This window comes from Tahibacter aquaticus, from assembly GCF_004363655.1.
GTDB lineage: Bacteria > Pseudomonadota > Gammaproteobacteria > Xanthomonadales > Rhodanobacteraceae > Tahibacter > Tahibacter aquaticus.
Window position 1 is genome coordinate 229,612 of record NZ_SNZH01000007.1, and the last position, 23,300, is coordinate 252,911.

Sequence of the window (23,300 nt, forward strand, 5' to 3'; positions counted from 1 at the left end):
AGCGGCGCTAGCCTTTGGTTCGCGCCGCTTCTATTGGCCCAGCACGAGGCATGCAGATGAACGCATGCCCTTGCCATGCCAGGGCGGAGCGTTGTCCTCGCCGCGATGCTCAGCCAGCGTGCCGCTTGACCCAGGCTGCGTACTGATTCATCCATTTCTGCAGGAATTCACGGCTGGCCGCGCCGATGCTGCCGTCCGCCTCGAACAGTCCTTCCTTGGCATGGATGAATGCTTCGGGCTGGCCCAGCGTAGGCACATTGAGATAGGCCAGCACGTTGCGCAGATGCTGCTGCGCCAGCGCGGTGCCGATGGCGCCGACCGATACGCCGATCACGCCGGCAGGCTTGCCGTCCCAGGCGCTGGTGCCGTAAGGGCGCGAGGCATGGTCCAGCGCGTTCTTGAGCACACCGGGCATCGAGCGGTTGTATTCCGGAGTGACGAACAGCAGTCCCTGCGCGGCGCTGATTTCGCTCTTGAGGCGCTTGACCGCATCGGCCTGGTTGGCATCGTCGTCCTGGTCGTACAGCGGGAGGTCGTCGATGCGCGATGTCGCGAAGTGGAAATCGGCCGGTGCCAGGCGGGTCAGCGCAGTGGCAAGCTTCTTGTTGAACGAATCCTTGCGCAGGCTGCCGACGACGACGGCGATACGATACTGGCTCATGACGGGCTCCTTCAGAGTGAAAAAAACTAACGGCAAACGGGTCTGCACCGCCTCCCGCCAGGGCGCGCGGCGGCTGATACTGACGAAGGCTCCACTGTACTGGTGCGGCAGCATTCGATCAGTGCCCATTCGGGTGATAAACCGTACAGCCCGGGATGACAAAAGCCAGTGCACGCAGTCGCATCGAAATGCATTGCCGGGCTTGTACTGCCGCAACGAGTCCGCTATATTTCGCGCCCCTTCATTGGGCGCGTAGCTCAGCGGTAGAGCACTACCTTGACATGGTAGGGGTCACAGGTTCGATCCCTGTCGCGCCCACCAATTTGAATAACAGAAACGGCGCGGGCCCCTGGCTTCGCGCCGTTTCTGTTTGCGCCGGCTGCGAGCTGGCGAGTATTCCACGCTCCTTGCAATGCAGGCCGCGTGATGGCCGCCGCGGTGATCCTGCGTATCCTGCCTGGTACAAAATATACAAAGTTTCATCGCGCGAAGTGCTGCGCTGTACCGCCGCAGCCCAGTGTCCGCAGGTGCGCCGCCTGGCGCGCCAAACCTTGTATGCCAAGGGTGGATTTGTTCAGTGCGCGATGCAATTGTTTGCAAAGCCGGCCGCGACGGCGAAACCCTGTCCTGGCACGTATCGCCCCGTCTGGCCTTGCGCCGGAGGCTGGAAACGGGCCTGTGCCGGAAGTTGTTACATCTAAGGGCCTAGTAAAGATGGGTCTTTGGGCTGATGCCAAGCGTTGCCAACTCAGGACAATCGCGACTCGCCACGTCTTAACGACAATATAACGAGGGTTGTCCATGCGTATTTCTCCTTTGCTGGCTGCAATTCTGCTGTCGCTGGCGCTGCCGGCATTTGCCGAGACCGCTGCAGAAGCCGATGCGGCAACCGCAGAAATCAGCGAGCAGGCGGATGCGGCTGAGTCTGCAGACCTGTCGGGCGCTGCGCCGCTGGAGCAGATCCAGGTCACCGCGACGCGCGCCGCCAAGTCCACCTTCGATGTCGCCGCTGCGGTTACCGTGGTCGGCCAGGAGGAAATTCGCAGCAAGCCGGCGCTGACGGTAGCCGACTACCTGCGCGCGCAGCCGGGTGCGTTCATCCAGGCGACTACGCCGGGCCAGGCCATCCCCATCGTGCGCGGCCTGAAAGGGTCGGAAGTGCTGCATATGGTCGATGGCTTCCGCATGAACACTGCCTTCTTCCGCAATTCGCCGAACCAGTACTTCGCCCTGGCCGATTCGCAGAACGTGCAGCAGATCGAGCTGGTTCGCGGCGCGCAGTCCAGCCTGTACGGCTCGGACGCGATGGGCGGCGTGGTGCAGATCGTTACGCCGGAAGAGCGTTTCGAGGGGTCGAGCTGGGACGGCCGCGGGCGGTTCCGCGCGCAATACACCAGTGGAGACCTGTCCAGCCTCGGCCGCATCGCCGGTGCTGCGGGCAAGGACGGCATTTCCATTGCTGGCGGTGTGACCGTGCAGGACGTGGGCCAGCGCAAGCTCGGCGGCGACGGTGGACGCCTGCCGTATACCGACTTCAGCTCCTGGGCGGCCGACGCCAAGCTGTTGTGGAGTCCGATCGAAGGCCACGAGCTGATGCTGTCGGCGGCCTATCTCAAGCAGCCCAAGACGCCGCGCGTGGATGAACTCGTCGCGGGCTTCGGCCAGACCCGGCCCAACTCGGTCGAGTTCTATTTCCAGCCGCAGGATCGCCTGTTCGTGCAGGCGCGCTACACCATCGAGCAGCAGGCGGGCTGGTTCGATCGCGCTGAGTTCCATGTCGGCTACCAGGAAATCAACGACGACCGCCGCACGCGCGAATTCGGCACGGCCAATCGCGAGCTGGAAGAAAACGCCAGCCGTCTGCGCGGCGTCACTGCGACGTTCAACAAGCAGCTGGGCAATCACGGCCTGGTTTACGGCGCCGAGTTCTACTACGACACCATTGACAGCTTTCGCGAACGCCTGAACATCAACAGCAATGCGATCAGTGCACGGCCGCCGCGCTTTCCCGACGGCTCGACCATGAACAGCTTCGCCGTGTTTCTCAACGACAGTATCGCCCTGGCGCCGCGCTGGCAGCTGGATCTGGGCGGCCGCTATTCCAGTTTCGACATCGAACTGCCGACCAACAGCCAGGGCATCGGCGTGAAGCTGAGCCCGGACGATTTCACCGGCAATGCCGGCCTGACGTTCAAGGCGACCGATACGGTCCATGTGGTCAGCAATATCGGTCGCGGCTTCCGTGCGCCGAACATCTTCGACCTGGGTGTATTCGGTGACCGGCCCAGCAATCGTTTCGCCATGCCGAATACCGATCTGAAACCGGAAACCGTGATCACCTACGACCTGGGCCTGAAGTGGGACAACCCGCGCTGGCAAGCCGAGGCTTTCGTGTGGAAGTCCAACTACAAGGACAAGATCACTTCGGTGGAAACCGGCGAGCTGACGGATACGGGCCGCATCATCGTCACCAACCGCAATGTGACCGAGCTGGACCTGTGGGGCGTGGAAGCCGGCGCGCGCTGGCTCTTCAGCGATACCAGCCAGTTCTATGGCGTGCTCAATTTCACCCGCGGCGACGAAACCTATGCGGGCGACAACTACGACGCGGATCGCGTGCCGCCGCTGAACGGCCGGCTGGGCCTGCTGCACTGGTTCACGCCGGAATTCAGCCTGGACGTGAATGCGGTCTATGCGACGCGGCAGGATCGACTGAGCCCGCGCGATCTGACCGATCCGCGCGTGAATCCGGACGGCACGGCTGGCTGGAATACCTGGAATACGCGCTTCAATTGGCACTTTGCCCAGGCGGCGAGTCTGGCGTTGCACCTGGACAACATCGCCGATCGCCGCTACCGCGAGCACGGCTCGGGTGCGGACGAGATGGGCCGCAGCGCCAGCGTCATTCTGGACTGGGGCTTCTGACCAGCCCTCCGCCGGCGCCGCGTACCGAGGTACGCGGCGCCGGCGGGCAAAACAGACGACGCAGCAAGCGCGCAAGCGCTTGCTGCGGTTTGCACAACAGGATTACTTGGCGCCCTTGGCCTTAGGGCCTTCCTTGATCTTTGCCGCGCGATCCTTGTAGTAGGTCTGCGCGGTTGCCGGCAGCTGGTATTCGCCCGCCAATGCCACGGCGCGGTCGGCTTCGCGCGCGGCGTCTTTCCATTTTCCATTCTTGGCAAAAGCATTGGCCATGCCCAGGTGTGCCTCGGCCGAGTTCGGGTTGGCGTCGAGGTTGCGCTGGAACAGCTTCAGCGCGTCCTTGGGCTTGCTCTGCAGTAATTCGTCGGCGACGCCACTGAGCGCTTCTTCGCTGACCGGCAACGGCGTGCCGACGATGCGCGATACGCGGGAGAAGTGTTCCTCGGCGAAGGCCAGGCCTTTGGCGTAGTTGTCGGAATGGAAGCGATAGTCCAGATAGAGGCGGCGCAGTGCTTCGATCTGCGCCAGCAACGGCACGCTGACATGGGTTTCGTCGGCGAATGCCGAAGCCTGCCAGCGCAGTCCCGGCGGCGCGCTGTTTTTGAAGGTGGTGGCCACGGCTTCGAAATCGGCCAGGGCCTGGCCGGCGTCGTCGGCGCGGGCGATATAAGCGAAGCCCTTGATGGTGCTGTCGGCCGCAAAGGTTTTCTGCAGCAGGCGCTGGGCCAGGTTCTTGTCCCAGTCCAGGCTGGGGGCTATGGCGAAATAAGCCTGGAACAGGGCCGGCTCGGCGCTGAGGCAGTACAGCGCAAACAGCCCGCCGAGGGAATGGCCGGAAAGAACGCGGTAGCCGTTGGCGCGGTATTCCTTCTCTACCGACGGAATCAGTTCGGTCGAGAGGAAGCTCCTGAATTTGTCGGCGCCGCCACCGCCAACAATGGCTTCCCAGTTGGTCGGGGTGAAATCGCGCGTACGCAGCGTGCTGTCGATGCCGATCACGATCATTTCGGGAATGTCGCCGGCGGCGGCGAGCGTATCGACCGACGTTGCGGTGTGGCCGAAGCGGCTCTGGCCATCGAGCAGGAACAGCACCGGATAGCGCCGGTTGCTGGCCCAGCGATAGCTGGCCGGCAGGTAGACGCGGTAGGGGCGGTCTTCGTTGAGTACTTCGGAATGGATCTGGTAGAGCTGGCCAATGGCCACCGGCTCGGCGGCTTTGGCGCCGGCACAGCTCAGCAGCACCAGCAACAGGAAGAACAGGGGGCGGAACATCGCAATCTCCTAGGGGCGAGCACAACGGTACGGCGCGGGATCTTGAACCAATTCGGCGGAGTTTCAACTGTTGTGCTTACGTCGCCGCAAGAAATGCCTGACGCCGCCGCAGCGGGCTGCTGGCAACAGCAGCAGGGGGCTGGCCATGTCTGCAGATTGCTCCTGCGCTGCTGTTCCGGCGAGTATCGCGGCGGCAAAAATGGCGTTGACAGCGCCTGTTGCAGTGCACTAGTTTCTGTGCGTCTGCGTCGCCGCCGCGACGCAATACAACCGAGGTGGCCCGCGCCAAAGCGCCGGTCTAGGGTGTGACATGAGCACGCGAACTTTCACTGAATTCTGAATTTCCGCGCAGAGCCACCCGCACCAGGGCGCTCGGCGCCCTTTTTATTGGCCGCGATTCCCGGTGGGCGCGGCAATCGAGGTCAACCCCATGATTCGCATCACGCTACCTGACGGCAGCCAGCGCGAGTTCGAGCACGCGGTTTCGGTGCAGGACATTGCGCTTTCCATCGGTCCAGGCCTGGCCAAATCGGCCCTGGCCGGCAAGGTGGACGGCAAGCTGGTCGATACCAGCCATCGCATCGAGGCCGACGCAGCGCTGGAGATCGTCACCGAAAAACATCCCGACGCGCTGGAAGTGATACGCCATTCCACCGCGCATCTGCTGGCCCAGGCGACCCAGCGCCTGTTTCCCGATACCCAGGTCACCATCGGCCCGGTGATCGACAACGGCTTCTATTACGATTTCGCGCGCAAGACGCCGTTTACTCCAGAAGACCTCGACAAGATCGAGGTCGAGATGAAGAAGATTGCCGCCGAGGGTATGCCTGTGGCGCGCTCGCTGATGGGCCGCGATGCTGCGGTCGACTTCTTCAAGGGCAAGGGCGAACTTTACAAGGCGGAGATCATTGCCTCGATCCCGGCCGACCAGGATCTTTCGCTGTATGCCCAGGGCGAGTTCATCGATCTGTGCCGCGGCCCGCATGTGCCGAATACCAACAAGCTCAAGGCCTTCAAGCTGATGAAGGTGGCCGGCGCCTACTGGCGCGGCGATGCCAAGAACGAAATGCTGCAGCGTGTCTACGGCACGGCCTGGCTCAATGACAAGGATCTGAAGGCCTATCTGACCCAGCTGGAAGAAGCGGAAAAGCGCGATCACCGCAAGATCGGCAAAGCGCTGGATCTGTTTCATCTGCAGGAGGAAGCGCCGGGGCTGGTGTTCTGGCATCCCAAGGGCTGGTCTATCTGGCAGGTGGTCGAGCAGTACATGCGCAAGGTCTACCGCGACAGCGGTTACCAGGAAGTGCGCTGCCCGCAGATTCTCGACCAGACCCTGTGGCAGAAAACCGGCCACTGGGAGAACTACCGCGAGAACATGTTCACCACCGGCTCGGAAAACCGCGACTACGCGCTGAAGCCGATGAACTGCCCCGGTCACGTGCAGATCTACAACCACGGCCTGCATTCCTACAAGGAATTGCCGATCCGCTACGGCGAATTCGGTGCCTGTCATCGCAACGAACCGTCGGGTGCGCTGCACGGCATCATGCGGGTACGCGGCTTCACCCAGGACGACGGCCATATCTTCTGCCTGGAGTCGCAGATCGAGGCCGAGGTCACGGCCTTCCATCGTCAGGCCATGAAGGTCTACGCCGACTTCGGTTTTTCCGAGATCGCGCTGAAGATCGCGCTGCGCCCGGACAAGCGCATCGGCTCGGACGAGGTCTGGGACAAGGCCGAGCAGACCTTGCGTGCAGCGCTGCGCGTCAGCGGCGTTGAATGGCAAGAGCTGCCGGGCGAGGGCGCGTTCTATGGCCCCAAGATCGAATACCACATGAAGGATTCGATCGGCCGTGCCTGGCAGGTAGGCACGATGCAGGTCGATTTCTCCATGCCCGGCCGCCTCGGTGCGGAATACGTCGGCGAAGATTCGGCCCGGCACACCCCAGTGATGCTGCACCGGGCCATTGTCGGCTCGCTGGAGCGCTTCATCGGCGTGTTGATCGAACATCACGCAGGCAATTTCCCGTCCTGGCTGGCGCCGGTGCAGGCGGTCGTCATGAATATCACCGACGCCCAGGCAGAGGCCGTCAGCCAGGCGGTGCAAACCCTTGTCTCGCAAGGTTTCCGGGTAGAGGCAGATTTGCGCAACGAGAAGATCGGCTATAAAATCCGCGAGCACACGTTGCAGAAGGTTCCGTATCTCCTGGTGATCGGTGATCGCGAGAGGGATGCCGGGGCTGTTTCTGTGCGTATTCGTTCGGGCGAAGACTTGGGTTCAATGACCGTTGCCCAGTTCGCCGAGCGTCTAAAGGGTGAGCAGATCGGTACCTAAGTTGCTGATTGCTCAATACAAATAGTTTCCTAGGAGGACGCGCGTATCGCCGCCACTGCTGAAAAAGCCAACCGCCGTAATCTCGAGATCCGCGTTCCGCGGGTCCGCGTGATCGGCGCAGACGGAGAACAGGTCGGGGTCTTGTCGCGCGATGACGCGCTGCGCATGGCTCAGGATCTGGAGCTGGATCTGGTCGAGATCCAGCCCAATGCTGACCCGCCCGTCTGCCGCATCATGGACTTCGGCAAGTTCAAGTTCGAGATGCAGAAGAAGGCCCATGCGGCCAAGAAGAAGCAGAAACAGGTCGAGATCAAGGAACTGAAGTTCCGCCCGACCACCGACGACGGCGACTACGAAGTCAAGATGCGCAATATGAAGCGCTTCCTGGCCGAAGGAGACAAGGTCAAGGTCGTGATCCGCTTCAAAGGCCGCGAAATGGCGCATGTGGAACTGGGCGACGCGATGGTCAAGCGCATCGCTGCGGAAATCACCGAGGATTCGGTGGTCGAGCAGTGGCCGCGTCTGGAAGGCCGTCTGATGGTGATGATGGTCGCTCCGAAGAAGAAGCAGCAGTAATCGCGCCCAGGCGCGATGCAGGAATTTCCCGCGGCGCGATTGCCGTGGGATAGGCAAAGCAAGGCAAGCCGTACATCAGCTGTCGGTTTCCGGAGTTCCTGGAGTTCAGGGGCCAAGGTGTCTGCGATGCAGACGCCGACCGGGGTTGCGGGGATACGCAATCTGGTCCGGATACCTCGATGTACGTGCTTATCGGGCTTTGCTGTGGAACCCGCCTACGCATGCGTGGGCTTATTCGCCGACTCGAGCAGGACGGAAAGTGTGGCGCCAGCCACCGCTCGTATCAGTATAAAAAACCAGAACGGAGCAGATCATGCCCAAGATGAAAACCAACCGGGCCGCCGCCAAGCGGTTCCGCAAGACGGCGTCCGGCAAATTCAAGTGCGGCCACGCCTTCAAGAGCCACATCCTCACCAAGAAGTCGACCAAGCGTAAGCGCAACCTGCGCGGCACGAACCATGTTCGCGCCGAGGATGCAGGTCGCGTAGCACGCATGTTGCCGTATCTCTGAGTCGAGGATTGAACAATGGCACGAGTTAAGAAAGGTGTAACGGCGCGTCGTCGCCACAAGAAAATCCTGGCCAAGGCGAAGGGCTATTACAACGCCCGCCGCAAAGTATTCCGCGTAGCCAAGCAGGCCGTTACCAAGGCGCATCAGTACGCCTATATCGGCCGCAAGCAGCGCAAGCGCCAGTTCCGCCGTCTGTGGATCGTCCGCATCAACGCCGGTGCGCGTCAGTTCGGCCTGTCCTACAGCCGCCTGATGAATGGCCTGAAGAAGGCCAGCATCACGGTCGATCGCAAGGTGCTGGCCGACATCGCGGTGCATGACATCGCAGCGTTCGGTGCGTTGGCGGAGAAGGCGAAGACCGCCCTGGCCGCGTAACCGCAGCGCAATACCCGCGGCGACGTATGCGCCGCCGGCTGCAAAAACGTGGGGAGCGCGGGCTTTCTGGCCTCGCTCCCCATTTTTTTGTCATGTGAAATGTTGTTTGCCGCTATGAGGCCGGCCGTGTTTTGCTGGCTGCGGGGCGGCGCGTATCGGATCGCTGGCCCTGCCGTAAGGCGGCCAGGAATGGCATCGAACAAGCATTGGGTGGAGTTTGCATGGACGTATTGCAGACGCAGGTGGACGAATCGCTGGCGCGTATCAACGATGCCGCGTCGATCGACCAGTTGGAAAGCTTGCGCGTAGGCCTGCTCGGCAAGAGCGGCCTAGTCACTGAGCAGCTCAAGGCACTGGGCAAGCTGGCTCCGGACGAGCGCAAGCTAGCCGGCGAGCGCGTCAATCGCGCCAAGGACAGCCTGCAGGAAGCCATCGCCATGCGGCGCAGCGTGCTGGAAGAGGCGGCTTTCGCCGCACGCCTGGCCAACGAGCGCATCGATGTGACTTTGCCGGGCCGTGTCGCTGATCTAGGTGCCGTGCATCCCGTTTCGCGCACGCTGGCGCGCATCACCGACATCTTTCAGCGCCTGGGTTACCAGGTTGCCGAAGGTCCGGAGATCGAGGACGACCACCACAATTTCGAGGCGCTGAATTTCCCGCCGCACCATCCGGCGCGCGCCATGCACGACACCTTCTATTTTCCCGACGGGCGCCTGTTGCGCACGCATACCTCGCCGGTGCAGATTCGTGCGATGAGCGGCAAGACGCCGCCGATCCGTATCATCGCGCCAGGCAAGGTTTATCGCAGCGACTCGGACCAGACCCATACGCCCATGTTCCACCAGGTTGAAGGCCTGCTGGTGGACGAAACCTCCAGCTTTGCCGATCTGAAGGGCACCCTGGCCGAGTTCGTGCGCGCATTCTTCGAGCGCGATTTCGATATGCGCTTCCGCCCGAGCTATTTCCCGTTCACCGAGCCTTCGGCCGAGGTCGATATTCGCTGGGACCAGGAAGACGGCAGCGAGCGCTGGCTGGAAGTGCTGGGCTGCGGCATGGTGCATCCGAACGTGCTGCGCAACTGCGGCATCGATCCGGAACGCTATACCGGCTTCGCCTTCGGCCTGGGCGTGGAACGCTTCGCCATGCTGCGCTACGGCGTGAAAGATTTGCGCCAGTTCTTCGAGAACGACCTGCGCTTCCTGCGCCAATTTGGCTGAAGCGCACGAGCCGACCGCTGCGGCGTCGGCCTTGCTCGATGCAAGGCTGGGCGTTGCTAACTCTTAAACATTTCTCGATTGCCGACTAATGAAATTCAGCGAAAACTGGCTGCGTGACCTGGTCAACCCGGACGCCGACCGCGCCGAACTTTGCCATCGCCTGACCATGGCGGGCCTGGAAGTCGAAGGCGTGCAAAACCTCGGCGAAGGGCTGGCTGGCGTATTGGTCGGCGAGATCGTTGCCTGCGAAAAGCATCCGAACGCGGACAAGCTGCGCGTCTGCAGCGTGTCGATCGGCACAGGCGAACCTTTGCAGATCGTATGCGGTGCACCGAATGCGGCCCTGGGCCTGAAGGCTCCGGTGGCGACCATTGGCGCCAATCTGCCCAATGGCATGGCAATCAAGCAGGCGGCGCTGCGCGGCGTGGATTCGTTCGGCATGCTCTGCTCAGCCAAGGAGCTGGGACTGGATGCGGATGCATCGGGCTTGATGGAGTTACCAACGGACGCGCCGGTCGGCGCGGCGCTGGCCGACTACCTGGCTCTGCCCGATGCCAGCATCGAACTGAAAATGACGCCGAACCGGCCCGACTGCCTTGGCCTGCGTGGCCTGGCTTACGACGTTGCGGCCTTGTTCGGTGCGCCGATGCGCGAAGCCGATGCGGCCATCGTGCCGATGACCAGTGCCGCTGTGCGCCCGGTGACGCTGGCGGCTACGGCCGACTGTCCGCGCTATCTGGGCCGCGTGGTCGAGGGCATTGATCCGACCGTCGTTTCGCCGCTGTGGCTGAAGGAGCGGCTGCGCCGCGCCGGCCTGCGCCCGATCAGCGCCGTGGTCGACATCACGGCCTATGTGATGCTGGAACTGGGCCAGCCCATGCATGCCTTCGACAACGACAGGCTGGACGGTGGCATCGTGGTGCGTCGTGCCAGCGCGGGCGAAACCCTTGCCCTGCTCGACGGCAGCGACGCGAAGCTTGATCCACAGTTCCTGGTCATCGCCGACGCGACGCGCGCGGTTGCGCTGGCCGGCATCATGGGCGGGCTGGATTCGCGCTGTACCGACGCGACAACCAATGTATTTCTGGAAAGTGCGTATTTTTCGCCGCCTGCGATCATGGGCCGGGCGCGCAAGCTCGGCATGCATACCGATGCCTCGCACCGGTTCGAGCGCGGTGTCGATCCGGAATTGCCGCGTGCGGCGCTGGAGCGCGCTACCGCATTGCTGTTGCAGATTGCCGGCGGCAAGGCCGGTGCGGTGGTGGAGGCGGTGGCGCCCGAACAACTGCCCCAGCGCACGGCAGTGACCTTGCGCCGGGCGCGCCTGGGGCGCGTACTGGGCATGAGTGTGGCTGACGCCGAAGTCGAACGCATCCTGCGTGCCTTGGGCATGCAGGTCGCGGCCAACGATGCCGGCTGGTCGGTAACGCCGCCGTCGCGCCGCTTCGACATCGAGATCGAGGAAGACCTGATCGAAGAAGTCGTGCGCGTACACGGCTACGAGCGTGTACCGACGCGAGCCCCCAGCGGCCAGCTGCGCCTGGGGCTGGCGCCGGAAGTGCAGGTGCCGGCCGAACGCTTGCGCGCACAGCTGGTGGCGCGCGGCTACTTCGAAGCGGTCTGCTACAGCTTCGTGGCGAAGGAATGGCTGCAGCGCTGGTCACGCAGCGAAGGCAGCGTGGCCCTGGCCAATCCGCTCAGCGCGGATCTCGCCGTCATGCGCACTTCGTTGCTGCCGGGTCTGGTCGAGGCACTCAAACACAACCTCAACCGGCAGCAGGAGCGCGTGCGCCTGTTCGAACTGGCGCGGGTCTTCGAGCGGGGTGTCGATGCGCCGCGCGAAACGGGCCGCATCGCTGCTGTCGTCTGCGGTCGCGCCTTGCCCGAGCACTGGGGCGGCGACAAGCGCGCCGTCGACTACTTCGATCTGAAGGCCGATCTGGAAAATCTGCTCGATCTGGCCGGGTCTGATCGTAGCGTCGAGTATCGCCCCTTGGATCGGAAAGAATTTCACCCGGGCCGTAGCGCAGAAGTCTTCATCGGCGGTGAATCGGTAGGCTTTGTCGGCGCGTTGAACCCGCGCCTGCTCAAGGTGCTGGACCTGGACCAGGACGTCTATGCGTTCGAGCTGGATCTGGATGGGCTCACCGCTGGTCGGCTGCCAGCGGCCGCCGAGCTATCCCGTTTCCCGCAGGTACGCCGCGATATTGCGGTAGTGCTGCCCGAGGAGGTGAGCTGGAGCCGGGCGGAAAGCGTGGTTCGTGCCGCAATTGGAGACGCGCTGCGTGAACTTGTGGTATTTGATCGTTATGCCGGAACGGGCTTAGGTTCAGGTCTAAAGAGCCTCGCTATTGGCTTGATTTTGCAGGACAGTTACCGCACTCTTACGGATCAGGATGCAGACCATTTTGTGGCTTCGGCCTTGGCTGCCCTGGAACGCGAATGCGGCGGTAGACTGCGGGGGTAGCATGGCGCTGACCAAGGCGGAAATGGCGGAGCGACTGTTCCTCGATGTAGGCCTCAACAAGCGTGAGGCCAAGGAATTTGTCGATGCGTTCTTCGATGTAGTGCGTGAGGCTCTGGAAAAAGGGGAGCAGGTCAAGCTGTCGGGTTTCGGCAATTTCGATCTGCGCAAAAAGAATCAGCGTCCCGGACGTAATCCCAAGACCGGCGAAGAGATACCCATCTCTGCGCGGCGGGTGGTAACGTTCCGGCCGGGTCAGAAGCTGAAGGTCAGAGTCGAGGCCTATGCTGGATCAGGGCAGCAACAGTGAGCTTCCGGTAATCCCGGCAAAGCGCTACTTCACTATCGGTGAGGTCAGTGAGCTGTGCGGCGTCAAGCCGCACGTGCTGCGTTATTGGGAGCAGGAATTCACCAACCTCAAGCCGGTCAAGCGGCGCGGCAATCGTCGGTATTATCAGCGCCATGACGTGCTGATGATCCGGCAGATTCGTTCGTTGCTGTACGACCAGGGCTTTACCATCACCGGAGCGCGTCAGCGCCTGGACGGTCAGCAGCAGCGCAATGAAGTCAGCATGTCCAGCCAGATCGTGCGCCAGGTGCGCATGGAGCTGGAGGAAGTGCTGCAGATCCTGCGCCGCTAGGGCCGTTTCTTGGTGTGGGGCGACTGCAGGCTGCAGCAAGCCGCAGCGGCTCCATGCCGATCTGTTTTATCTGCATTGCAGCATCAGGCTGGCAGTCGCTATACTCGCCGGCTCTTGCATCACCGGTTACACGTGTCGGGGCGTAGCGCAGCCTGGTAGCGCATCTGCCTGGGGGGCAGAGGGTCGTGGGTTCAAATCCCGCCGTCCCGACCAACACCGGTTCGATTGCCGCAGCATTCGCTGCCAGTTGCCATACTCCTGCTTGAACCTTGGGGCGTTCGCCCCGAAATCCCCTCTCGCTTGAATCTCGCAGGGCCTGTGGCTGTCCGCTACGCCGGATTTTCGCGTTGCAGTGCTGCGCAGCTGTGCCGCCATCTCCATCTGTTCGCGTTGGCACTTTCCGCTGCCATCGCCGATTCCACATTCCAAGCTGTTGATTTTCCGTGACCTCGCCGAGATTTCGCCGAAACCTCGCCAGTCGATGTTGCGGAATTCGTCACGAACTCGCCGCCCACTCGGGACTCGCCGGACGCCGCTTCCCAAGATCGGCCCATCTCAACGAGGAGGGCGAGACATGAACTGTGTGCACTGGCGTCATGAAGGCAATGCGGCATTCCCGAGCTGGCGGGACCGCGACGACTATCTGGAGCGTTTCGGTCCGCGGGCCCTGATCTGGGTCGGCGATCTGCGCGAGGCGCATAGCTGGGGCTGGACGCCGCCTGCGCTGTGCATCGCCCTGCGCGGCCGTGTCCATGTCGACAACCGCGGCTGCAGCGTCGAACTGGGTGCTTCCGATGTGCTGCTGACCGAAGGTGGCAATGGCCTGCGTATGGAAGCCGCCGGCGGCGAAGCGCGCGTCGCGGTGCTGTGGCTGGCTCCGGCTACGTTGCGTGGTCGCGCCAGCATCGATCCGCTGCCGGCGTTCTTTGCCCAGGATGTGGAGCTGGCGACAAGCCTGGGCCGCCTGGCCCAATCCACCCAGGATCTGTCGATCGACATGCATGCGGCACTCGATCTCGTGCTCGGCCAGCTCTCGCGCCGCCAGCAGGAACTGGGCAAGGCACTGGCCGATTGCCCCGGGCGCAGCGAGCGTCATCGCCGCCAACTGTACGCACGCCTGCTGCGGGCCAAGCACGTGATCGATCATGGCCAGGCGGTACCGCTGGATCTGGCCGCGCTGGCCCAGGTTGCCAGTCTGTCGCCTTCGCATTTCCTGCGTCTGTTCCACCGCGTGTTCGGCGCATCGCCGCATCGCTATCTGGTGCAGCAGCGCATGTTGCGTGCACGCCGCATGGTGGTCGAGACCAGCGTTCCTATTGGTACCATCGCCCAACGCATGGGATTCATCAATCGTTGCGCGTTTGCCCGCTTGTTCAAGCAGCAGTTCGGCACGCCGGCCACGCGCCTGCGCCGCATGGCCTTGTTGCAGGCACGCGCCAGCGTGACCCGGGCGTTCGGTGTGCTGGGTACCAACGGCACGCGGATCGCTTACAGTCACCAGCCGGAGGCGGCATGATTCAAGAGGTAGGCACGATGAACACGGCTGAAGTCGGCACGGCATGGACGCAGCGCCTGCGCTACGTGCTGATGCTGGCCTTGTTGCTGGTCAGCGGCATGGCGACGGCGGTGGATCCGCGCGTGGCGCAGGATTCGCGCCAGGCGTTCAAGTCCTTCGCCATGCCGCTGATCGGCAGCTGGGATTGCAACCTGCGCACCTGGGACGACCGCTTCCACGAAAAGATGGTGGAAACGGTGCAGAAGCGCCGCTTCGAATGGGTGCTCAAGGGCAATTTCCTGCAGGAATCGATCTACGCCGTGCTGCGCGGTGGCGACACGGTGCATGTCGGCCTGAACCTGCTCAGCGTCGATCCGGAAACCACGCATATCCTGTCTAGCGGTTTCGACGCCAATGCGCCGGACCGCAGCCTGACCGTCGATGCGGAACTTGCGCCGGATCTGCGCCACCTGAGCGGCAAAGTACAGATGGCGCAGAAGAGCGATTCGGTACAGCCCGAGCGGCTCGACTGGCAATGGATCGACGAAGGCCGCATTCGATCGCGCCTGTATTCGCGCGCGTCCAATGGTCGCGAATTCCTCAACAAGGAACTGATCTGCAAGCGCTCCGCCGACAGCGCCGCCATGGCAGAGCAATGAAATGCACACAAGTCCTGGCTGCCGGCTAAAATCGCCGGATCGACTTGCCAGGACGTGCCCATGCCAATGCCGAAATCGCCGCGCCGCACGCTGTATCCGCCGATCGAGCCGTTCGACAGCGGCCGCCTGCAGGTTTCGGATCTGCACAATGTGTACTATGAGCAGTGCGGCAATCCACAGGGCAAGCCCGTGGTGTTTCTGCACGGCGGCCCCGGCGCCGGTTGCAATGCCAACTCGCGCCGTTTCTTCGATCCGGCGCATTACCGCATCGTGCTGTTCGACCAGCGCGGTTGCGGCCGCTCCACGCCGCATGCGGAATTGCGCGACAACACCACCTGGCATCTGGTCGCCGATATAGAGCGTCTGCGCGAACACCTGGGCATTGCCCGCTGGCAGGTCTTCGGCGGCTCCTGGGGTTCGACCCTGGCCCTGGCCTATGCGCAGACGCATCCGCAGTGTGTGACCGAGCTGGTGCTGCGCGGCATCTTCATGCTGCGCCGCTGGGAGCTGGAATGGTTCTACCAGGCCGGCTGCGATGCGATCTTCCCCGATGTGTGGGAATCCTATCTCGACGCGATTCCACCGGTGGAGCGGGGCGATCTCATGAGCGCCTACTACCGCCGCCTGACCAGTCCCGATGCTGCAGTACGCACGGCAGCAGCGAAAGCCTGGTCGATCTGGGAAGGGGCGACCAGCTTCCTGCTGCAGGACTCCAGCCATATCGCCGCCACCGGCGAAGACCAGTTCGCTCTGGCCTTCGCGCGCATCGAATGCCACTACTTCGTGCACGGCGGTTTCTTCGAACACGACGACCAGTTACTGCGCAACGCGCAGCGGCTGCGCGAGATTCCGGCGGTCATCGTGCAGGGGCGCTATGACGTGGTCTGTCCGGCCCGGTCGGCCTGGGATCTGCACCGCGCCTGGCCCGAGGCCGATCTGCGCATCGTCGCCGACGCCGGCCATTCGGCGATGGAGCCCGGCATCACGCACGAACTGGTCGAAGCCACCGACCGTTTTCGCTGATATGCATGTTGCAGCGCTTGCGCGCCGCGCCTCGCAGGTAGAACGTAGTAGCGCGTTGGCGTGCCGTCCCACCTCTGGCAGTTGACCGATGGGCCGGCGACAGCCGACAGTGAACAGGCCAAGCCGGAGCGCTGCGCGCGAGCGCAACGAAGCCGGTTGAGCCTGGCGGGTGCCGGCTGAGCCTGGTCGAGCAGTTCCTGGCTGTTGCCGCCACCGCACGGGCACGGCCGCCGCAGTTTGCCGGCAGACACGCCGGCGAGTTGCCAGCTCGACATCATCGATTCCGCCGTTGGGAGACTGGGTGAGCGCCAGCATTCGAGTGTTGCGACCACAGGAACAGACACGATTTGCGCGCCTGGGCGACTGGTTGGTCGACCTGGCCAGCAACCGTCTGTTGCGTGGCGAGCGCGAATTGCGGCCTACGCCCAAGGCCATGGCCGTGCTGCGCCAGCTGATGCTGGCCAACGGCGCACCGCAGACGCGCAGCGAATTGCTGGACACGGTGTGGAAAGACGCCTTTCCCACCGACGACGTGCTGACTCACGCGATCACCGAACTGCGTCGTGCGATCGAGGAAGATCCCAAGCTGCCGCGGCATATCGAGACCATTCCCAAGGTCGGCTATCGCCTGCTGACGACGGTGGAGTGGCTGGAGCAGCTGCCGGGCCGTCCCGGCGACAGCGCCGAGCAAATTGTCAGCCCGGTCAGGCTGGAGCCCGAAACACCGGCCAAGCGGCCACAGGCCATGGCCATCGTGGTCGCGGGCATCGTCGCCATGCTGGCCTTGCTTGCGGTTTTCGGCCGCGCGCCGCCGCCTTCGCGGGTCGACATGCGCAATCCGGTGTTCGCCTTCAACGGCCTGCCGCTGCGGCCGGTCACGGCCGAGTCCGACAGCGAAACCTTTCCCAGCATTTCTCCGGACGGCACCTCGGTAGCCTATACCGCTCGCTATCCCGGCGACGACGGTCCACATATCTATCTGCGCGGATTGTCCGGTTCTCCGCCTATTCGCCTGAGCCGCAGCGAGGCCAACGAGGAGACCTATCCGGTGTGGTCGCCCGACGGCACCCAGATCGCTTTCGTGCGCATGCGTGGCGCCGACTGCCGTATCGTCGTGGTCGCGGCCCTGGGCGGGCGCGAACGCGAAGCGTCGAGCTGCGAGCCGTATTTCATCGACTATTTCGACTGGACCCGCGACGGCCGCTCGCTGGTGGTTTCGCGCCTGCGGGCACTGCCGCCCGGCGGCGACGGCAAGGCGCGCGTGGAAGGCACCAAAAGCCTGCACTTGCTGTCGCTGGAAGACGGCCAGGTCAGCGCGCTGGACTATCAGCGCGACAGCAGCCAGCCGGATATCCAGCCGCGCGTATCGCCGGATGGCAAGCGCATCGCGTTCCGCCGCGGCGCCGTGCCCTATAGCGACATCTTCGTCACCGCCAGCGACGGCGGTGCAGTGCGCCAGATCACTCGCCTGCGCGCACGCATCCGTGGCTATGACTGGCTGCCCGACAGCCGCCACATGCTGCTGTCCTCCGACCACAGCGGCACCCAGGGCCTGTACCTGCTCGATACGGAAAGCGGCGAGCTGGCCAATCTCGGCATCGCCGGCGGCAGCTATCCGTCGCTCAGCCGAGGCCGCGCCTATGCGGTATTCCAGCAGGACAATGCCGACGTCAATCTGCAGAGCTTCCGCTTCGATGCGTCGGTCGATGCGGCTGGCGAGGGCATCGCCTCGTCCACGCGCAGCGAATCCTGGCCGGCTTTCGCGCCGAACGACGACCGCCTGGTATTCGTATCCAACCGCGGCGGCGACTCGCAACTGTGGCTGTCCGAGCCCGGCGCGCGCACCTCGTACCAGATCACCCATCACAAGAATGTCGAACTCAGCGCGCCCAACTGGTCGCCGGACGGGCGCCGCGTGGTGTATGTCGCGCGGGGCAATGCGCAGAGCAAGCTGTTTTCGGTCGAAGTTGATTCCGGCCAGACACGGCAGGAAAGCGACGACGGCGACAACGTGCGCTACGGCACCTATGCCGCCGACGGGCGCAGCCTGTACTACGTTTCCGACCGCGACGGCGCCTGGCATATCTGGCAGCGCGACCTGGCCAAGCGCAGCAGCCGGCGCATCAGCGAATCCACCGCCTACAGCGTCAGCGACGGCGTTGGTAATGGAAAACTATACTTTGCCAATATCGGAGAAGGCGGCCTGTATTCGATCGACCTGGCCAGTGGCGCGGAAGCGCGCGTCAACAACAGCATCCAGTTCTGGAACATGAACGCCTGGCGCGCCGATCCCACCGGCCTGTACTACCTGTTTTCCGGCGAAGATCTGAAGATGCAGTTGTTCGTACAACCCTGGGACGGCGGCGAGCCGCGCCTGCTGCGCAAGGTCGACTGGGCCCTGGCCGAAGGCGGCCTGGCGCTGGACCGCGCCGCGACCAAGGCTGTGCTGCCCGTGGTCGCGCGCGACGACACCGATGTGATGCTGCTGGATCTCAGCTCGATCGTGAAGCCCTAGGCAAGATTCCGCCGGCATTGCACCCGGCGTGCTGCGCGCCGCCGGCCTAGAAAAACCCGTCGCGGAAGATCGCATCGGCCGGGTCGAGCTGGGTCACCCAGAGCGGCGCGGACCACAGCGACTTGCCGTCGTCCTGGGTAATCTTGGCATAGTAGAAATGTTCGCCCGGCGCCGGATTCAGCGTCGGCGTGGCCGTGCTTGCTGCCAGCGTGACCGTGCCGTTGCGGCCAGGCACGCCCTCGTAGATCTGCACCTGCGACGGCAGGTGTCCGCTGCTGCTGGCGTAGTCCACGCGCAATGTCAGCGCGCTGCTGTTGGCAAAGCGCATGCCCATGATCCGTTCGCCCGAGGAAAACAGCAGCTGCGCGGTCTTGTCCATGGTCGCGAATACGCGCCGGGCCAGCAGGGCGGTGCGGAAACTCTGTGGCGTCAGCGGCTGTCCGGCGGGAACCAGTACGCCGGTGCGATTGCTGTAGGCCGCGCCCCAGTTGGCGCAATGATTGTCCTGGTTGCTTGCTGGCGCGGTATGGAAACCGCGTTCGAGCAGGCGTTTCCAGGCGCCTTCAAAGCTGCTGCGGCTGGTTTCGCTTTCCGTCGTATTGACCGAGAACGCTGAGGAATTCAGTACTTCGGTCAGTACCATCACCTCGTCGCCGTCGCTGCTATAGCCCAGTGCCGTGCTGGCGACGAGAAACTGGCCCGAGGTATCCGGATGGTTGAACTGCCCAAGCGCCTGCTGACCGCGCATAAAACTGTATAACGCTGCGTAATCGCTTTTCGGCGTGTAGAAGCTGCCGATGAGCTGGTTGCTGCTGTTGTATTCCCAGTTGTAAAGGCCTTCGGCACCGATCACGTTGAGGTGGCCGCCGTCCGTCGTTACGCCCCACTCCATGCCGTACAGGGCCAGGAAATCCGCATGCGCCGCGCTGTACGCGGCGGCCTGGGCCAGGCCGTCGGCATACAGGTTGTTGGCGAATTGCGGCGTGGCGCTGGCACTGACGCCGTTGGCGCGGCCGTCGTACATGTGGTTGTGCTCGCTGGCCATGAGGAAATCCAGGCCATGCGCATCGGCATAGGCAAACGCTGCGGCCGGGCCGAACGCACCGGCCTGCGGCGTCTCGGCGTTGTTGCAGGTACTCAGGTCGCCGCCGCCATCGCTGTGGTTGGTCTGGCTGTGCAGATTGCCGAAGTGGATGGCGTAGGGCGGGCCGTCGCTGGCAGCGCGAAGCCAGGACGTGCTGCCGGCCAGCGGCATTGGTTCGAATGACGGCATGGCGGCGAGCGGTAGCGGTCCGACGACGAAATCCCACTGCTGCAATTGCGGCAGCCGGACTGGATTGGCCAGTGCTGATTCCACCTCGACGGCAGCCAGGCCTTGCTGCAACTGCTCCGGCGTGCCTTCCAGCGTGGCCAGCCGCGCCGTGTAGATGCCGGCCTGCAAGGGCAGTCCGGCCGCGTCCGTGTCGTCCCAGCGCAGCGCCAGCCGACTGCGGCGATCCCCAGCCGCAGCGCTCCCGGTCCATTCGCGCTGCAGGCGTCCCTGCGCATCGACGATCTGCAACTGCCAGGCCACGGCTACGGCCGAGCCGCCGGGAAACAGCAGTTCGATCACGAGTTCGCGTCCGCCGGCATTGTCGGCCTGATAGGGCACGGCCAGGCTTGCTTCCAGTTCGTCGTGTTCGACCGGTTCGCGCGCCTGTAGTGGCAGCGCGGTCAGCATCAACAGCGCGGTCAGCGCTCGCCGCAGCGAAGGAAAATTCATGCGGAAATCCCCCCTTAGGATTTCGCGCGCCCCGGAGCGGGGCACAGAACCGCAACCCGCATTGCCTCCCGCCATGCCGGTCGCCAAAAATGATGAACACCGAAGATTCAGCGCAGCCGTTGCGCCACGCCTGCGACGGGACAGTCCAGTCCCTCGCAGGCGGTAGCGGGCGCCTTGCCCGTACGTTTGCGCATACTAGCGTGCGATTACGTATGTTTCGAGTCGGCTGCGGGCCTGGTCGATCAGAGGTCGGGGCAGCGGCAGCACCGGCTGCGGGCCGATGCTGCCGCTGCTCGGTGCAGGGATCACCATCCGCATGCGGCAACGCCGGGGTTCCAGCCATTCCCGAGTGGCGAGACACTCATGACTTCTGGTCTTCCTAACACCGCCGTAACGCGTGGTTTCATTGCCGCGCAGCAGGGCGACCGTGGCGCGTTCGCGCATCTCATCGCCGCGACCTGGCGCATGGTGGTGAGCCTTGCAGTCGCCGTAGTGGCGGATCTCGCCTTACCTGTTGTTATGTCGGTCGGCTGAAGCCGATAGGGAGCATTGGCAGGTTCTGGCCGCCGCCACCGCCGGGTTTTCCGTCGGCCCAGGCTGCCTGCTTGAAGCCGCGCGCGACGCACGACTCAGGAACTGCCGGGGTTTTGCAAAAAGAATAAATATCCACATCGAGCGAATTCCGCGAGCAGTCTGCGTCGTGCAGGCTCGGGTGCTGGCCAGCGGCATGGAGTCAACTCGCGAACGGTTACCCAATCTGTTCCCAACGGATAGGCTTAGCCGGACTATCCATGGATAGCGCTGGATTGTCGGCGGGTATGAAAGCCGGCGGCGAGGTGGGTTTCAGGATATTGGCGGATAGCCGCCGGACTTGCGAATGGTGCCGGTGGAGGGAATCGAACCCCCACTCTGTTGCCAGAAACAGATTTTGAGTCTGCCGCGTCTACCAATTCCGCCACACCGGCACAAGGTGTGCGCCGGCAATCGACTGCTGGCGCTGGTAGGGGCGGCGAGTATAGCGGAAAGACGCCGTCAGTGAAGAGGTGCGGTCACTACACAAGCCGCCCTGGGCGGCGGAGCGAAAGGCCGGGTGATGATCCGTTTCGCTCCGCTGCAGTGCCTGCTTCAGTGCGTATGATCCAGCGACAGCTGGCGCTTGTCGCGCTGGTACCAGCGGTCTTCCAGTGGGCGGAATACGCTGCAGCTGGTCATCGGGCCGCGGTAGATATGCAGCGATACGGCAACGTCGTCGTCGCTGGGGTTCATGATGGTGTGGTACTCGTGCGGCGGGATCAGGCTGCCGGCGGAGCCGGCGCCGGCAATCATGGTGCCGCGCGATTCGAAGCGGTAACGCTCGTCGTTCTGGCCGGTCATCTCGTACGGCGTGATTTCCAGCTGGCCGTACCAGACGCCTTCGACGCACCACATGCCCGCGTGATCGTGGATCGGCGTGCCCTGGCCCGGTCCCCAGGTCATGGCGATGACGCTGTAGCCATGGTCGTCGCTACGGTAGAGCTCGCGCCGAGCATAGTGGTCGCCGACGGGTTCGAACACGCATTCCGGCAGTTTGACTTCCGGGTCGCGGATCAGGCGGCACAGGGTATGGCGCAGCTGATCGGTGATTTCGGTGGGACAGTCGCGGCAGATCGCCGCGTCGAGGGCATCGACCAGGCGCTGGGCGCCGGGGAAGGGCAGGGTAAGCATGGCTGGGTCCGAAAACGATAGCGGCCGCAGTTTACAGCCGGGCCAGGAACTGCGCGATGGCCGCGCCGAAACGCACGATGTCCACGAGGAAGGCGTCATGGCCTTGCGGGCTGTCCAGCGCAACGAATTCGACCTCGGCGCCGCCGCCACGCAGGCCTTCGGCAATTTCTTCCTGCTGGCTCAGCGGGAACAGGATGTCGGTTTCCACGCCGATGACCAGCACGTGCTGCAGCGCAATGCGCCCCAGCGCGTCGGCTACGCCGCCCCGGCCGTATTCGCCGATGTCGAACCAGTCGCTGGCGCGCGACAGGTAGAGGTAGCTGTTCGGGTCGAAATTGCGCACGAAGCGGCGCGCATGGCCGATCAGGTAGGACTCTATCTGGAACTCGGCGCCGAACGGTTCTTCCTCGCGCTGGTCCGACTCCAGCCGGATGCGGGCGAAGCGGCCTACCCATTCCATTGCCGAGCGGTAGGTGATCACGCCGAGCTTGCGCGCGATCGACATGCCGGCTTCGGGGTAGCTGTCGTCGGAATAGTGTCCATTGTTCCATTGTGGGTCGAGCCGGATCGCCTCGCGCTGCAGCGAGCGGATGGCGATGGCGAACGGCTGCGCCTGCGGCGCGGTGGAAATGCTGATGTGACTGCGCACCGCGCCCGGGTGCAGGGCCAGATAGGCCAGCGCCGTCATGCCGCCCATGGAATTGCCGAGCAGGCAGGCCAGTTGTTCTATGCCCAGGCTGCGCACCAGCGCGTAGGCGGCATTGGCGGCGTCTTCCAGGGTCAGCTCGGGGAAGTCCAGCCGGTAGGGCTGGCCGCTGGCCGGATCGATGGAGGCGGCACCGGTAGAGCCTTTGCAGCTGCCCAGGGTATTGACGCAGATGACGAACCAGCGGCCGGTGTCGATGTATTTACCGACGCCGAGCATTTCTTCCCACCAGCCCGGGCTGTCGTCCGCGGCATTGGAGGCGGCGTGGGCACTGGGCGACAGGCCGGTGAAGATGAGCAGGGCATTGTCGCGGGCAGGACTGAGCTCGCCCCAGGTTTCGTAGGCCAGGCAGGCCTGGTGCAGCTGGCCGCCGCGCTTCATCGGAAACGGCGAGGGCAGGTCGAAATAGCGGCGGGCGTCGCCCATGGTGCGGTGGCCAGGCTGCGTCGGTGCGCGGAGGCG

General features: G+C 63.7%; 19 protein-coding genes and 3 tRNA genes. 16 read left to right on the forward strand and 6 right to left on the reverse strand.

Translation table 11 applies throughout. The features are described from left to right. Nucleotides 1-109 precede the first annotated feature (109 nt). Nucleotides 110-661, reverse strand: a complete 552-nt coding sequence (locus tag DFR29_RS13285) for an NADPH-dependent FMN reductase (protein WP_133819093.1) — start codon at nt 659-661, stop codon at nt 110-112. Nucleotides 662-907: 246 nt separating this feature from the next. On the opposite strand from DFR29_RS13285, the gene DFR29_RS13290 reads away from it, so the two are divergent. Both DFR29_RS13290 and DFR29_RS13295 read left to right on the forward strand, forming a co-directional pair. Further along, a tRNA-Val gene (locus tag DFR29_RS13290) sits at nt 908-982 on the forward strand. Between the two features lie 480 nt (nt 983-1,462). Continuing rightward, complete coding sequence (locus DFR29_RS13295; RefSeq protein WP_133819094.1) at nt 1,463-3,586, forward strand: TonB-dependent receptor plug domain-containing protein; 2,124 nt, start codon at nt 1,463-1,465, stop codon at nt 3,584-3,586. Between the two features lie 102 nt (nt 3,587-3,688). Here DFR29_RS13295 and DFR29_RS13300 read toward each other — a convergent pair whose 3' ends face one another. Continuing rightward, entirely contained in the window at nt 3,689-4,855 is a 1,167-nt protein-coding gene (locus tag DFR29_RS13300) for an alpha/beta hydrolase (RefSeq protein ID WP_133819095.1), read from the reverse strand. Nucleotides 4,856-5,285: 430 nt separating this feature from the next. Here DFR29_RS13300 and thrS point away from each other — a divergent pair, with 430 nt between their 5' ends. The 13 genes from thrS to DFR29_RS13365 all read left to right on the forward strand — a co-directional run bounded on the left by thrS (nt 5,286) and on the right by DFR29_RS13365 (nt 18,666). Then, a complete protein-coding gene (gene thrS, locus DFR29_RS13305) occupies nt 5,286-7,190 on the forward strand; it encodes a threonine--tRNA ligase (protein ID WP_133819096.1) in 1,905 nt (634 codons plus the stop codon). Nucleotides 7,191-7,235: 45 nt separating this feature from the next. Further along, nucleotides 7,236-7,766 (forward strand): translation initiation factor IF-3, encoded by a 531-nt coding sequence (gene infC / locus DFR29_RS13310; RefSeq protein ID WP_133819097.1) that lies wholly within the window; start codon nt 7,236-7,238, stop codon nt 7,764-7,766. Nucleotides 7,767-8,079: 313 nt separating this feature from the next. Continuing rightward, on the forward strand, nt 8,080-8,277 hold the full coding sequence (rpmI, locus tag DFR29_RS13315) for a 50S ribosomal protein L35 (protein WP_133819098.1): 198 nt from the start codon (nt 8,080-8,082) through the stop codon (nt 8,275-8,277). A 15-nt stretch (nt 8,278-8,292) separates the two neighbouring features. Then, nucleotides 8,293-8,652, forward strand: a complete 360-nt coding sequence (gene rplT, locus DFR29_RS13320; protein WP_133819099.1) for a 50S ribosomal protein L20 — start codon at nt 8,293-8,295, stop codon at nt 8,650-8,652. A 221-nt stretch (nt 8,653-8,873) separates the two neighbouring features. After that, nucleotides 8,874-9,869, forward strand: coding sequence for a phenylalanine--tRNA ligase subunit alpha (pheS, locus tag DFR29_RS13325; RefSeq protein WP_133819100.1), 996 nt, complete (start codon nt 8,874-8,876; stop codon nt 9,867-9,869). A gap of 88 nt (nt 9,870-9,957) precedes the next feature. Then, a complete protein-coding gene (pheT, locus tag DFR29_RS13330; protein ID WP_133819101.1) occupies nt 9,958-12,336 on the forward strand; it encodes a phenylalanine--tRNA ligase subunit beta in 2,379 nt (792 codons plus the stop codon). Nucleotide 12,337: 1 nt separating this feature from the next. Then, entirely contained in the window at nt 12,338-12,643 is a 306-nt protein-coding gene (locus tag DFR29_RS13335) for an integration host factor subunit alpha (protein WP_133819102.1), read from the forward strand. Then, complete coding sequence (locus DFR29_RS13340; RefSeq protein WP_133819103.1) at nt 12,618-12,974, forward strand: MerR family transcriptional regulator; 357 nt, start codon at nt 12,618-12,620, stop codon at nt 12,972-12,974. The genes DFR29_RS13335 and DFR29_RS13340 overlap by 26 nt, the downstream gene beginning before the upstream one ends. Nucleotides 12,975-13,110: 136 nt before the next feature. Beyond that, nucleotides 13,111-13,187: transfer RNA gene (locus DFR29_RS13345), tRNA-Pro, on the forward strand. 361 nt (nt 13,188-13,548) lie between these two features. Further along, nucleotides 13,549-14,490 (forward strand): AraC family transcriptional regulator, encoded by a 942-nt coding sequence (locus DFR29_RS13350; protein WP_166654072.1) that lies wholly within the window; start codon nt 13,549-13,551, stop codon nt 14,488-14,490. Continuing rightward, nucleotides 14,487-15,128 carry a hypothetical protein gene (locus DFR29_RS13355; protein ID WP_133819105.1) on the forward strand — a complete coding sequence of 214 codons (642 nt, stop codon included), beginning with the start codon at nt 14,487-14,489 and terminating at the stop codon, nt 15,126-15,128. Before DFR29_RS13350 ends, DFR29_RS13355 begins: the two co-directional genes overlap by 4 nt. Before the next feature lie 66 nt (nt 15,129-15,194). Continuing rightward, on the forward strand, nt 15,195-16,151 hold the full coding sequence (pip, locus tag DFR29_RS13360) for a prolyl aminopeptidase (RefSeq protein WP_133819229.1): 957 nt from the start codon (nt 15,195-15,197) through the stop codon (nt 16,149-16,151). 301 nt (nt 16,152-16,452) lie between these two features. Further along, on the forward strand, nt 16,453-18,666 hold the full coding sequence (locus DFR29_RS13365) for a winged helix-turn-helix domain-containing protein (protein WP_133819106.1): 2,214 nt from the start codon (nt 16,453-16,455) through the stop codon (nt 18,664-18,666). A gap of 46 nt (nt 18,667-18,712) precedes the next feature. On the opposite strand, the gene DFR29_RS13370 is transcribed toward DFR29_RS13365, so the two are convergent. Next, nucleotides 18,713-20,428: a phosphotransferase gene (locus DFR29_RS13370; RefSeq protein ID WP_133819107.1), complete on the reverse strand. Its 1,716-nt coding sequence runs from the start codon at nt 20,426-20,428 to the stop codon at nt 18,713-18,715. A gap of 363 nt (nt 20,429-20,791) precedes the next feature. On the opposite strand from DFR29_RS13370, the gene DFR29_RS29175 reads away from it, so the two are divergent. Beyond that, a complete protein-coding gene (locus DFR29_RS29175) occupies nt 20,792-20,962 on the forward strand; it encodes a hypothetical protein (RefSeq protein ID WP_166654073.1) in 171 nt (56 codons plus the stop codon). A gap of 344 nt (nt 20,963-21,306) precedes the next feature. Here DFR29_RS29175 and DFR29_RS13375 read toward each other — a convergent pair. From DFR29_RS13375 to metX, 3 genes are all read right to left on the reverse strand, one after another. Continuing rightward, nucleotides 21,307-21,393, reverse strand: a tRNA-Leu gene (locus tag DFR29_RS13375). Nucleotides 21,394-21,553: 160 nt separating this feature from the next. After that, nucleotides 21,554-22,132 carry a cysteine dioxygenase family protein gene (locus tag DFR29_RS13380; RefSeq protein WP_133819108.1) on the reverse strand — a complete coding sequence of 193 codons (579 nt, stop codon included), beginning with the start codon at nt 22,130-22,132 and terminating at the stop codon, nt 21,554-21,556. Nucleotides 22,133-22,163: 31 nt separating this feature from the next. Next, nucleotides 22,164-23,264: a homoserine O-acetyltransferase MetX gene (metX, locus tag DFR29_RS13385; RefSeq protein ID WP_133819230.1), complete on the reverse strand. Its 1,101-nt coding sequence runs from the start codon at nt 23,262-23,264 to the stop codon at nt 22,164-22,166. Between the last annotated feature and the right edge of the window lie 36 nt (nt 23,265-23,300).